Origin of the sequence: uncultured Flavobacterium sp., assembly GCF_951805225.1 — a bacterium.
Classification (GTDB): Bacteria; Bacteroidota; Bacteroidia; order Flavobacteriales; family Flavobacteriaceae; genus Flavobacterium.
On record NZ_OX638201.1, the window covers coordinates 3,892,966 to 3,905,767 of the forward strand.

Consider the following 12,802-nt stretch of genomic DNA (forward strand, 5'->3'; position numbering starts at 1 on the left):
TATGAAAAATATCTTATTTGTTTTCTTATTATTCACAACAGCCTTATTTGCACAACAAACAGATAAAAAATGGACAAAAGTTACCACTTACGAAAATGATGGCAAAATAAAATCAGCCAGCAAAATTGTGAATCAGATTTACAAAAAAGCTGTATCCAAAAAAGATGAAATTCAAATGATAAAATGTTTCTTTTATCAATCTAAATATCTTCAGGTAGTTGACGAAAATGCGAAAACTAAAATTTTAAATAATCTTAAAAAAGATATTAATAGAGTTTCGATTCCATCGAAAGCGATTTTGAATTTGGTGTATGCAAAATGTCTGGATAATTATTCTAGTTACGACTATGCAGTCGAGGCCGTTGATAGTGCCGTTGCTTTTGTAGATGAAGCTTCTGCAATAATAGATACAACTGCCGCAACAATAGATACTTCCAGAATTGACGGTATAGCAACCCCGAAATCGAATAATACAAACATTGATTTTTCATCTGAAAAGGAAGTCATAGCTCTTTTTGAAAAAACATTAGAAAACGAAGCAATTCTAAAAGCAACGGCTTTAACAAATTACAAAGCTATTTTTGAGTTTTTAACCATCGAAAAACTAAAAACAGAAAATCTATATGATTATCTTCTTAAAGAAAATATTCAGTTTTTTAGTCAAAAAATCGAACGATGGGAAATTGAAAATAGTGAAATTACTCCATATAAAAATGAATTTTTAGGCAATTCAGACCTTTTTATAAAACTAAATTTGAGTTCAATAAAAGACGAAAGTTTTAGAAAAGTACTCTCTTTATATCAAAAGCTGGAAATAAGTAATCCCTCTTTAGAAAATCAATTTAACCGTATTATATTCTGCAGCGAATTTTTGCCCGAACCTGATAATGATTTAACAAAGTATCTAAACGAATTTCAGCAACATTCTAACGATCCAATTCTTACTCAAAAAATTCTACTAAAAAAAGCTGAAATTCTAAAAGATCAAGCTTCAAGAGAATTACATCCCGATTATAATATCGAAGCAGTAAAACTATATGACGAAGTAATAAAAATTAATAGTCAAAGTAATTCTGCTCAATTTGCTTTACAACAAAAGCAATATGTTACCTCAAAATACGTAGAAGTTGAACTTCAAAAACATATTTATAACAATGAAAACACCAGAGCATTTATTAGTTATAATAATATAAATGATTTAAAAATATCTTTCTACAAAATAGATCAAAAAATATTCAAAGGTCTTCTGGATACAGTCGCAAAAGGCAAAAGAGATAGCTTAGCTGAGATAATTACAAAACACCAAATTAAAATCGTATCTAAAGATTATCTTCTACAAAACAAAAATGATTATTTTAGATACTCTACAGAAGTTCTTTTACCACAGTTAGAAACCGGAAATTATTTGGTTTATTTTGAAGGTGAATCTGATGAAAAAGGTAAAAATGGCACTACTTATGAAACTATTACAGTTTCGAATTTGAGTGCTCTGGCATCTCAGGAAAACGACGAAGAAAACTTTCAGGTTCTGGATCGAAAAACAGGAAAACCACTAGAAAACGTAACTATAAAATCATCTAATTATACGCTTAAAACAGATGCAAACGGATTAGCTTCTTATACAGGAGCCAGTAACTACAGTTATAATGAACAAATTGAATTTTCATTAGGAAATGATACTATTTTAGCGAGCAAAAGTTACATTCGATTCACTCAGAAATACACCGAAAAGGAAGATCAAACTTTAAACGGTAAAGCCGAGTTTTATTTAGATCGCGCTATTTATCGTCCTGGACAAACTGTTTATTATAAAGGAATCGCAATTCAAAAACAAAAAAACAAAACGAGCATTGTTGCCAACACTTCTTTTAAAATCATTGTAAAAGATGCCAATTATCAAAACATTAAAGAATTTGAAGTTACTACAAATGAATTTGGTTCGTTTTTTGGCGAATTTGTTTTACCCAAAAATAGCTTAACGGGTAACTACAACATGTTTGTATTAATGCCCGAAGATTATGCAAAAAAAGACATTACTTTAAGCAATAAACCAAATGAAGCCTTTTGGAAAAACGTAAAATTTGAAGGTTATTCCATTAATTTTAAAGTTGAAGAATACAAACGTCCAAAATTCAAGGTAGATTTTGATCCTAAAAAAGAAAGTTATCAGGTTAATCAATCTATTAAAGCAAATGGAATTGCAAAGGCATTTGCCGGAAGCAATATTTCTGATGCAAAAGTGACTTATAAAGTAGATAGATTTGTAAGTTATTTTAGAAATTATTACGGACAGGAACAGAATGAAACTATAGCAACAGGCGAAACGAAAACCGATGCATCTGGAAAATTTGTAATAGAGTTTGTTGCGCAACCTGCTAAAAATGCCGTAAAAGAAAAATTACCGGTTTTTAATTATAGAATAACTGCAGATGTTACTGATATCAATGGTGAAACTCATACATCAGAAACTATTGTAAAAGTAGGTTTTCATGATTTGATTATCAACGCGAGCATTCCAAATCATATCGAAACCAAAGACAAAAATGAAATTACACTTTCGAGCACTAATTTAAATGGAGAATTTCTTGCAGCAAAAGGCGAAATTAAATTGTATTTCGTAAGCCCTTTTGCAAATAAATTCAAAGAGCAAATTTGGTCAAAACCAGACTACGAAACCATTTCTACAGCTGATTTTGAAAGATTATTTCCTTATGAAATACGCGAAAGCAAAACAGAAAAAAAACCTGAAACTTTGTTGTTCTCTAAAAAAATAGACACTCAAAAAGACAAAAAAATAGCTCTTGATTTTATTTCAAATTACAAATCCGGGAACTATAAAATTGTGTTTTCTGCAAAAGACACTTTTAACAATCCAATAGAATCTATTTCGGAATTTGAAATCAAACAAAGCAAAGACAAATTCAATCCAAGTAAATTATTTACTGCAGAACAAATTAATAGTGATCCTAAAAAAGATGGCTTTATCGAAGTCAAACTTTCCTCAGTAATTCCAGAGCTTTACATCACTACAAGCGGAAATTATAACACTCAAACTTATTTTGAAAGTATTTCGCATTTACAAAATAATGAGGTAACAATCAAAATTCCGTTAAAAACGGGATTCGAAAAATCAGTACGTTTAGGCTTTCAAAGCGTTTTTGATAACGAAATTTTTGAGAGTGAAATCGACGTAAAATTAAAAACAGAAGAAGCTAAACTAGAATTAATCGTCGAAAGTTTTAGAAACAAAATCGAACCAGGAAGCACTGAAAAATGGTCATTTAAACTAAAATCACTAAATGCCAAGAATGAAGCCGAAGTATTAGCTTCTATGTATGACAGCTCTTTAGATCAATTTACAAAAAGAGATTGGAATCTTTTAAATATAAATAATTATGGATACAACAGTCCAAATTTCAAATCTGGTATTGGTTTTGAACAAGCGCATTCTATTTTAGAAAACCTGAATACATTAGAATTTACCCACAAATTCTACAAAGAAGAAACACAATTAAACTGGTTTGGATTTGACATAAACAATAGTCGATATGGTGATTCTCTTCTCTACTCTATAGCTGAAATAAAAGACAAAAAAGTAGGTAGTGAAACAATAAAAGGAGATCCGGATGCAGTTTTAGCAGATGACGAATCTGTTGCTTATGGAGTTGCTGCTATTACTCTTCCTGCTCCTAAAGTAGATCAGGTAAGATTTGTAAAACCTGCACATATGACGGCTGCAGATTCTTTAAACGACCCGGAATATTATTTTCAAACTAACAAAGTAAAATTTATTCCTGGAAAAAAAATCATTAGCGGTCTAACTTCGATGGTTGTAGATAAATCTACTTTATATGTAATTGATGGAGAAATATCATCTGAAGATAATTTCAAAAAAATAAATCCTGATGATCTTCTTGATATCGAATTTTTAACGGCTGAAAAAGCAAAAGTACTTTACGGAAGCAAAGGCGCAAATGGCGTAATTATCATCACAACCAAAAAATCTTTAGAAGAACTAACAAAAGTAAAAGCAAGAAAAAATCTTTCTGAAACCGCTTTCTTCTTACCGAATTTAAAAACTGATTCTACAGGAAAAGTAAGCTTCAATTTTACTTCTCCCGAAGCTTTAACTACTTGGAAACTTCGTTTATTGGCACATAATAAAGATGCTGTTTCGGGATATTTAGAGAAAAGTGTGGTAACTCAAAAAGAATTGATGGTTTTACCGAATTTCCCACGTTTCTTTAGAGAGAAAGATACGATTGTAATCTCTGCTAAAATTTCGAATATTACGGATAAAGCAAAAACCGGAATCGCCATTTTACAGTTTTTTGATGCTACAACAATGCAGCCTATTGACGCAAAAATGCTAAACGCAAAAAACGTCAGAAACTTTACTGTTGGCGCATTCGGAAATACTGTGGCAACTTGGACTATTTCGATTCCGGAAGGTTTGCAAGGTGTTCAATATAAAATTTTGGCAAAATCTGGTGATTTCTCAGATGGAGAAGAAAACATACTTCCTGTTCTAACAAACAATATGTTGATTACTGAAAGTATTCCGATTTGGGTTCGCGAGAATTCGACTAAAGAATATACGTTTGAGAATTTAAAAAACAATACTTCTACAACTTTAAAAAATCATCAGCTTACTTTAGAATACACCTCAAATCCGGCTTGGATTGCGATTCAGTCTTTACCTTATTTAATGGAATATGAACACGAATGTGCCGAACAGACTTTTGCTCGTTTTTATGCCAATGCTTTGGCTTCAGAAATCATTTCAAGTAATCCGAAGATTGCAACGGTTTTCGAAAATTGGAGAAAAAACGGAAAACTAAATTCAAAATTAGAAGAAAATGAAGAACTAAAATCAATCATTCTTGCCGAAACACCTTGGTTAAATGACGCTCAAAGCGAAGATGAGAAGAAAAAGAATCTCGCACTTTTATTCGATTTAGAAAAAATGAAAACTTCTCAGGAAACTACTTTCGATAAATTAAAACAGAAACAAAAACCATCGGGAGGGTTTTCATGGTTTGACGGAAGTGACGAAAGCGAATATATTACGAGACATATTTTGGCAGGTTTAGGTCATTTATCAAAATTGGATAAATCTGAAAATAACGCTACTAAAATAAATCAAATTGCCGAAAAAGGAGTTCCTTTTTTAGACAACAAATTTCTGGAATATTATAAAAATCAGTCTAAAAACTTAAAAAAATCAGAAAAACTAATTTGGATTAATCCGTATTCAGATTTGCATTATTTATACACCAGAAGTTTTTATTTAGACAAATATCCACTTTCAGATACTTTAAAAAAAGCGACAAAATTATATCTGGAAACTGCTAAAAAAGATTGGCTAAATTATTCGCTTTACGAAAAAGGATTAGCTGCTTTGACTTTAAATCGTTTTGGAGAAAAAGATATAGCCAAAAAAATCATAGAAAGTCTAAAAGAAACGGCTTCGAATAATGAAGATTGGGGAATGTATTGGATTGCCAACAAAGCGGGTTGGTATTGGTATCAGGCGCCTATTGAAACTCAGGCTTTATTGATTGAGGCTTTCGCCGAAGTAAATAACGACACCAAATCTGTTGATGCGATGAAAGTCTGGTTATTAAAAAACAAACAAACCAAAAACTGGCCAACAACAAAATCTACCACAGAAGCTGTCTATGCTTTATTGATACAAGGCAATGATTGGCTAAGCGTAAAAGATAATACGGTTATTAAAATTGGCGGCGAAAAGATCTTAACCAAAAAATTAGCCGAAAACGAAAAAGAAGCTGAAACAGGTTACATCAAACTGAACTGGAAAACGGATGAAGTTAAAAAAGAAATGGCTTCAATAAGCATTCAGAACAAATCGAAGGTTCCAGGATTTGGAGGTGTTTATTGGCAATACTTTGAAGATTTGGATAAAATCAAAAACAATTCTGGTGCTATTTTATCTGTTTCGAAAGAATTATATTTAAAGAAAAACTCGCTTAAAGGAGATCAATTAGAAAAAATTACAACCAAAAATCCATTGAAAACTGGCGATTTAGTTACCGTAAGATTAGTCATAAAATCGAAAGAAGACATGGAATTTGTTCATCTAAAAGACATGAGAGCTTCTTGTTTTGAACCTGTAAATGTACTTTCAGAATATAAATACAAAGATCGTTTAGGATATTATATGAGCACAAAAGATGCCGCAACACATTTCTTTTTTGATCGCATCGATAAAGGAACTTATGTTATCGAATATGATATTCGAGTAAATAACAACGGTGAATTCTCAAACGGAATTACAACTATTGAAAGTATGTATGCTCCGGAATTCTCCAGTCATACAAAGGGAATTCGAGTGAAAGTTAATTAAAAATTTCCGCCACGAATTCACGAATTTTATTTTCAAAGATTGTCAAAAAATAATTCGTGAATTCGTGGCGGAAAAAACAAAAAACCCGACAGATTAAAAATCTGTCGGGTTTACTTTTTAGAAAAAAATCAGATTATTTTATAATCGTCATTTCGTCAACAATATTTTTAGCTCCAGCGTATTTGTCAATAATCCAAAGTACGTAACGAATATCTACGTTAATTGTTCTTTGCAATTTTGGATCAAAAATAACATCTCCAGCCATAGCTTCGATGTTTCCGTCAAAAGCAATTCCAATTAATTCTCCTTTTCCGTTAAGAACCGGTGAACCTGAATTTCCTCCAGTAATATCATTATCTGTCAAGAAATTTACTGGCATATATCCTGCTTTATCAGCATATTGTCCAAAATCTTTTGCTTTGTTTAATTCCAACAAACGTTTTGGCAAATCAAATTCCTGATCTCCTGCTTTGTATTTTTTAACCATACTTTCCATAGTAGTATAGTTATTAATTTTAGCATCATTACGTGGATCTGCAGGCAAAGCGCGAACTTTTCCGTAAGTCAATCTCAATGTTGAGTTTGCATCAGGATATTGAATTGCATTCAATTTTGATTCTCTTAAACCTTCAACCAGTTTGCGGTAAGCGATTGCAAAACCATCATCAGCTTTTGCCTGATCGTCAGTTTTTGCACGGAATTTTGTCAATAAATCATTAGAAATAATATACAAAGGATCGTGTACAATTGCCAATGGTTTTGGATCAGCCATAAATGCCAATACTTTATCTTTAGAAGTAAAATAACTTATTTCTGTAGCTTTTGCAACGTCAGCAGTAAAGTCTCCTTTATTTTCTGCTTTCATTTTAGCAACTTGTGGAGCTAAACCATATTCAGCAGCTTTAGAAGCATATAAATTCAACTGGGCCGTTAAAACATCTTTTTCAAGAGGCGCATAAAATTCACCGTAAATGCTTTCGATCATTGCATTAATCTTAGGCAACATTTCTGCTTTTTTAGCATCATTCTCATTATAATAAGCAATCAATGCGTTTCCTAAATTTGCAGGTCCCGCTCCATAGCTTGAAGTACGTAAAAGTTGAGATAAATAATTATCATGAGTCGCTTTTACATTCGTTTCTCTGTAATAATCATTAATCGTAGGAATTACATTTTCGTATTTGTCTTTGTTAGCCGGTTTAGTTGCCCATTCATAGAACTTATCTTCTTGCTGACTTTTAGTCTCCGCAGTTCCAGCTTTTGTTAAAGCATCGATCATTCCCTGACGGTTTTTCCAGTAATTTGCTGTCGAAGCATATTTAGACGCATATTGCAAACGAACTGTTGCATCTTTGTCCATATACTTTTTCATTACATCCATTCCGGTTTTAGCACCTTCAACCCAAGCAGGATAAGCAAACTTAACGTTTTGCTCGATTCCACCAGCTGGCATCCAACGATTTGTTCTTCCAGGATATCCTAAGATCATTGCAAAATCATTCTCTTTTACACCTTTAATACTTATTGGTAAATAGTGTTTAGGTTGCAAAGGCACGTTGTCTTTAGAATAAGCTGCCGGATTTCCGTCTTTATCTGCATAAACTCTAAACATAGAGAAATCTCCAGTTTGACGAGGCCACTCCCAGTTATCAGTGTCTCCACCAAATTTACCAACACTTTCCGGTGGCGTTCCTACTAAACGAACGTCTGTGTAATCTTGGTAAACGAAATAATAATATTCATTTCCTTGAAAGAAAGGGCGAACAGAAACTGTGTATTTTCCACCTTCATTATTCTCTTTTTCGATCAAAGCAATTTCTTGCTGAATAACTTTGTTTCTTTCTGTTTCTGTCATTTGATCATTTACTTTTGATAAAATTCTTTTAGAAACATCGTCCATACGAACAAAGAAACGTACATATAAAGATTTTGGTTTCATTTCGGCACTTCTTTCTTTTGCCCAAAAACCATCTTTTAAATAATTTTGTTCAGCAGTCGAAAGTTCAGCAATTGCATTATATCCGCAGTGGTGATTTGTCAAAACCAATCCGTTTTTAGAAACGATTTCAGCAGTACATCCTCCATTAAATTGTACAACAGCATCTTTCAAACTATGATGATTAATACTGTAAATTTCTTCGGCTGTTAATTGCAAACCCATTTTTTCCATATCTCTATGGTTCAATCTCTCGATAAACATCAAGAACCACATTCCTTCGTCTGCTTTTACAGGAAAAGCCATTAGGCACATGGTCAAGAATAAAACTATTTTTTTCATGTTATTTTGTTTAAGTCCTGCGAATATAACTCATTTTCGCAACAAAAAATAACACATATCGCCAAAACCAAAAGATGCGACATGCTTTTTAAGACAATTTTACGAAATTCATAATTTCACAAAGACAAGAATATCTTCCTTCCCTTAGATTCTTCCTTTAGAAAACTCCTAAAATTCAAAACAAAAACAGTTAAAGTTTAATATTTTCTTATTTAAATTGTAAAAATTTACTTTCATTAATTAAATTTTAAAATAAATTATTTCTTACAAATTTAATTATATAAGTTTGTCTTAATTATTTAATCAAAATAAAATGAAAAAATTACTATTAGCTGTTGTACTATTAGTTGCAACAATTGCAAATGCCCAAAAAGGCTCAATTTTATTAGGCGGAAATGTTGGATTTGCATCAGAAAAAATCGGAGACGAGAAACACGAAGGATTTGAATTTTCTCCAAAAGTAGGATATCAGTTTACTGACCATTGGACTGCCGGAGTTGAAGGTTTAATCGCTAACTACAAAGAAACAGGTTCAGCAAGACAAGAAGCATACGCAATTGGAGCTTTTGCACGTTATTCAACACCTCTTTCTGACTTGTTCTCTTTCTATACAGATTTAGGAGTTGGTTATCAAGATAGAACATTAAATAATGCTAAAGGAATGTACGCAACCTTAACACCAGCATTGTTCATCAACATGAAAAAAGGTTTTGGTTTAAATTTCTCTATTGGAGGAGTAAGCTACGATAATCTTTCAGGAAAAGGAACTCCAAGAGAAGAACGTATTGGTTTCAATTTTGGAAAAAATTTCAATGTTGGAATCTCTAAAAATTTCGGACTTTAGCTGTTTGACTAATCATCTGAAATAATTTGTTTTTTTCGTTTAAAAGCAGAAAACCCGACAATTTAAGTTGTCGGGTTTTGATATTTAAAACATATCGTTTTAGTCGTTTAGCATTTTCCAAAGCTTATCTTTTAAGTCTGTCAAACCTTGTTGAGCAACAGAAGAAATAAACATATAAGGAACATCTTTGAAAGCAACATCAAGTTCTGTTTTCAATTCAGCTTTAAGCTCGTCATCCAGCATATCACATTTTGAGATTACCAAAAGACGTTCTTTATCTAACATTTCAGGATTGTATTTAGTTAACTCATTAACCAAAATATCATATTCACCTTTAATGTCTGGCGTATCAACCGGAACTAAAAATAGTAAAGTTGAGTTACGCTCGATATGACGTAAGAAATAATGACCTAAACCTTTACCTTCGGCAGCACCTTCAATAATTCCCGGAATATCTGCAATTACAAAAGATTGATAATCTCTGTAAGCAACAATTCCTAAGTTTGGTTTTAAGGTAGTAAAAGGGTAATCAGCAATTTTTGGTTTTGCAGAAGTTAATACAGATAGCAATGTTGATTTTCCAGCATTAGGAAAACCTACTAATCCAACATCAGCAAGAACTTTTAATTCCAAAATTACGTCCATCTCAACTCCCGGTAAACCTGGTTGTGCGTAACGTGGCGTTTGATTTGTAGAACTTCTAAAGTGCCAGTTTCCTAATCCGCCTTTTCCTCCTTTAGAAAGGATTCTTTTTTCACCATCTTCGGTAATTTCGAATAAAGTCTCTCCGGTTTCTTTGTCTTTTACAACAGTTCCTAAAGGCACTTCGATAAATTTATCTTCTCCGTCAGCACCAGTACTACGGTCTCCTCCTCCATCTCCACCGTGACCAGCTTTAATGTGACGGGCAAATTTCAAATGAAACAGTGTCCAAAGTCCTTTATTTCCAACTAAATACACGTGTCCTCCTCGACCACCATCACCTCCGTCAGGGCCTCCTTTTTCAATAAATTTCTCTCTATGTAAATGTGTAGATCCTTTTCCTCCCTTTCCGGAAGAAACATATATCTTAACATAATCTACAAAATTTCCTTCTGTCATTTTCTTTTTGTTTATGTATAGTTTCAGGTTTAACGTTTCAGGTTTCAAATTGGCGTAACACACTTAACTTGAAACCTGAAACAAAATAAAACTTGAAACAAATTCTCTCTACTCTTTTAGTGCTTTTACTAACACTTTGTCAATCTTTACGCCATCCATATCTAATACTTCAAGCACAAATTTTTGCCAGATTAACTTTTCGCCTTCTTTTGGAATATGCGAAAGCTCTGTCATAATCATTCCGCTTACGGTGTTTACTTCGTAATCATTTGTCAATTCGTCTAACTCAAAATAAGTTAGAAAATCATGCAAGGAATAATGTCCGTCAACCAACCATGAACCATCTTCACGTTCAATCAATTGGAATTCGTCTTTATAAAAATCAGATGCATCTCCAACTAAAGCTTCAAGGATATCATTCAAAGTAATTATACCTTGAAAAACACCATATTCATCTGAAACTAAAGCATAATGTACGCCTGTTTTTTTGAAATTTTCCAACGCTTTATAAGCCGTTGTTTGCTCCATTAAATAAGGAGCATCTATCATTATTGCATTCAAATCGAAATTATCACTTTCGATATTTGCGAATATATTTTTCAGGGTTACGATTCCAACAATGTCATCGTAATTATCTCTGTAAACCGGATAAACGGTGTGTAAATCCTGCAACACTAATTCCTTAATTTTGGCTTTGTCAGCAGTAAACGGTAACATGTCTACTGATTTACGGTGCGTCATTAATGAATTTACTTTTCTGTCACCAATATGAAAAACACGTTCCACGATGTCTTGTTCTATTTCCTGAACTTCTCCGCCTTCGGTTCCTTCTTTAATGATGGCTTTAATTTCTTCTTCGGTTACTTTACCGTCTGCTGTTGGTTTTATCTGCAAAACATTCAACAAAAAATCTGTTGAAGAAGTTAGCAACCAAATAAACGGCGCGGTAATAATCGAAACGATTTTCATTGGTAATGCTACCATTTTTGCAATCGATTCCGGATAATTTAAACCAATACGTTTTGGTAATAATTCACCTAAAACTAAAGAGAAAAATGTCAAAACTACTACAACAATTCCCACTGCAACTGAATGTGCATATGGTTTTAAAACGGCAAATCCGCTTACAAATGTTTCTACGTCTATTGTGATTTTATCACCACTATAAATACCGGTTAAAATTCCGATTAAGGTAATTCCGATTTGTACGGTAGATAAAAACTTGTTTGGTGAATTGGCTAAATCGAGCGCAATCTTCGCACTTTTATTTCCCTTTTTTGCGGCGGTTTCCAATCTGTTTTTTCTTGCCGAAATAAGTGCAATTTCGGACATAGAGAAAACGCCGTTTAATAGTATTAGAAAAAATATTATTAGTATTTCCAATTTGAGGTTTATTCGTTATTTAATGGTTCGTTAATGTAATTTACAGTTCTAGTATTTCATAGCCCAGATGGAAGTGAAAAGCCCGGAGCTAAAAAAACTAATTTTTCTTGCCAGAAAACAGCGACCGGAGGAAGCTCGTTTTAAGGTTAGAAAAATAGTTTTTTTAGCGAGGACTAGTAACGTACAGCTGGATTAGCTTCTACAAATTATCTATAACTGACGTTAAGCGTTGTGTAATTTCTTCGATAGTTCCGATACCGTTTACGGCGTGAAACTTATTTTGTTCTTTATAATATCCGATTAATGGAGCTGTTTTTTCATTGTATTCCTGATATCTCACACGAATTTTTTCTTCGTCCTGATCATCAACTCTTCCACTTGTTTTTCCTCTTTCTAATAAACGTGCTACCAGAATTTCATCGTCTGCTTCTAATGCAATTGTTGCTGTAACGCTTGATCCAATTGTTGGTAAAAACTTATCCAGAGCTTCTGCCTGATCTAATGTTCTTGGATAACCGTCAAATAAAAAACCGTTGGTATCAGGATGTTTGTTTACTTCGTCAATTAACATTGCAGTTGTAACTTCGCAAGGAACCAATTCTCCATTGTCCATAAAAACTCTTGCTTTTTTACCTAAATCTGTGTCATTTTTTAAATTAAAACGAAAAATATCTCCTGTTGAAAGGTGTGTTAATTTGTATTTTTCTTTCAAAAATTCAGCCTGAGTTCCTTTTCCTGCTCCTGGTTTTCCAAATAAAACAATGTTAATCATAATATGAGTGAGTGTTGTTACTTCTGTTGTTTATAAGAAGTTTTAAATGAATAT

Annotated in this window: 6 protein-coding genes; 2 read left to right on the forward strand and 4 right to left on the reverse strand. The window is 32.7% G+C overall.

The features are described 5' to 3' along the window. The first annotated feature begins 1 nt into the window (after position 1). Complete coding sequence (locus tag WN975_RS16205) at positions 2-6,370, forward strand: alpha-2-macroglobulin family protein (protein WP_337967418.1); 6,369 nt, start codon at positions 2-4, stop codon at positions 6,368-6,370. A 133-nt stretch (positions 6,371-6,503) separates the two neighbouring features. Here WN975_RS16205 and WN975_RS16210 read toward each other — a convergent pair whose 3' ends face one another. After that, a complete protein-coding gene (locus tag WN975_RS16210; RefSeq protein ID WP_337967419.1) occupies positions 6,504-8,648 on the reverse strand; it encodes a S46 family peptidase in 2,145 nt (714 codons plus the stop codon). A 313-nt stretch (positions 8,649-8,961) separates the two neighbouring features. On the opposite strand from WN975_RS16210, the gene WN975_RS16215 reads away from it, so the two are divergent. Next, entirely contained in the window at positions 8,962-9,492 is a 531-nt protein-coding gene (locus WN975_RS16215) for an outer membrane beta-barrel protein (RefSeq protein ID WP_337967420.1), read from the forward strand. Positions 9,493-9,591: 99 nt separating this feature from the next. Here the strand turns inward: WN975_RS16215 and obgE are convergent, their stop codons facing one another. The 3 genes from obgE to WN975_RS16230 all read right to left on the reverse strand — a co-directional run bounded on the left by obgE (position 9,592) and on the right by WN975_RS16230 (position 12,748). Next, a complete protein-coding gene (obgE, locus tag WN975_RS16220) occupies positions 9,592-10,593 on the reverse strand; it encodes a GTPase ObgE (protein ID WP_099709558.1) in 1,002 nt (333 codons plus the stop codon). Between the two features lie 108 nt (positions 10,594-10,701). Then, positions 10,702-11,976 (reverse strand): hemolysin family protein, encoded by a 1,275-nt coding sequence (locus WN975_RS16225; protein WP_099709559.1) that lies wholly within the window; start codon positions 11,974-11,976, stop codon positions 10,702-10,704. A 199-nt stretch (positions 11,977-12,175) separates the two neighbouring features. Beyond that, a complete protein-coding gene (locus WN975_RS16230; protein WP_099709560.1) occupies positions 12,176-12,748 on the reverse strand; it encodes an adenylate kinase in 573 nt (190 codons plus the stop codon). Positions 12,749-12,802 lie beyond the last annotated feature (54 nt).

Coding starts and splice junctions, on each gene's coding strand:
- WN975_RS16205 (WP_337967418.1), top strand. CDS start 2: ATGAAAAATATCTTATTTGTTTTCTTATTATTCACAACAGCCTTATTT.
- WN975_RS16230 (WP_099709560.1), bottom strand. CDS start 12,748: ATGATTAACATTGTTTTATTTGGAAAACCAGGAGCAGGAAAAGGAACT.
- WN975_RS16215 (WP_337967420.1), top strand. CDS start 8,962: ATGAAAAAATTACTATTAGCTGTTGTACTATTAGTTGCAACAATTGCA.
- obgE (WP_099709558.1), bottom strand. CDS start 10,593: ATGACAGAAGGAAATTTTGTAGATTATGTTAAGATATATGTTTCTTCC.
- WN975_RS16210 (WP_337967419.1), bottom strand. CDS start 8,648: ATGAAAAAAATAGTTTTATTCTTGACCATGTGCCTAATGGCTTTTCCT.